The following is a 760-nucleotide window of genomic DNA, read 5'->3' on the forward strand; positions in this document are numbered from 1 at the left end:
GGCGTCGCGCCTCGTCCTCGGCGATGCCGCGAGCCTGCAGGTAGAACAACTGCTCGTCGTCGAAACGACCCGTGGCGCTGGCGTGTCCGGCACCCTGGATGTCGCCGGTCTCGATCTCGAGGTTCGGGATCGAGTCGGCGCGCGCGCCGTCGGTGAGGACGAGATTGCGGTTCGCCTCGTACGAGTCGGTGCCGGTGGCATCCGGTCCGATGAGGACGTCGCCGATCCAGACGCTGCGGGCGCTCGCGCCCTGCAACGCACCCTTGTAGAGCACGTCGCCGACGGTGTGCGGACCCTTGTGGTGCAGGTACACCTGCGACTCCAGGTGCTGACCGGCGTCGGCGAACGACAGGCCGTACAGGCGCCCCTCCGCGCCGGCACCCGCGAGCTCGACCGAGGGGTTCACGCGGACGACGCCGCCGCCGAAGCTCACCACGACGTGCGTGAGCTTGGCGTCGCGGTCGACGCGGGCCTGGTGCGACGAGGCGTGCACGGTGTCGTCGTCCCAGCGCTGCACCGACACGACCGTCAGCTCGGCGCCGTCGCGGACGAGGATCTCGACGTTCTGCGCGTGCTGCACGCTGCCCTCGTGCCGCAGAACGACGGTGCCGCGGGAGTTGGGCTGCGCCTCGATCACGACGTGGGCGTGCGCGAGGCCGCCCGTGCCGGTGAGCCGCACGACGATCGGCTCGTCGAGCTCGACGTTCGCCGGGATGCGCAGCAGCGGGGCCTCGGGCTCGTGCGTCCACGCCAGGGCCGC

Annotated in this window: 1 protein-coding gene; it reads right to left on the minus strand. The window is 71.8% G+C overall.

Going from position 1 to position 760, the window contains the following annotated elements; all coding sequences use genetic code 11:
* Nucleotides 1-760 (minus strand): Fe-S cluster assembly protein SufD (gene sufD, locus I5G_RS16660; RefSeq protein WP_022880076.1); only part of this gene is annotated, 760 nt, incomplete at both ends.

Origin of the sequence: Microbacterium sp. B19 (assembly GCF_000333395.1) — a bacterium.
Taxonomy (GTDB): Bacteria; Actinomycetota; Actinomycetes; order Actinomycetales; family Microbacteriaceae; genus Microbacterium.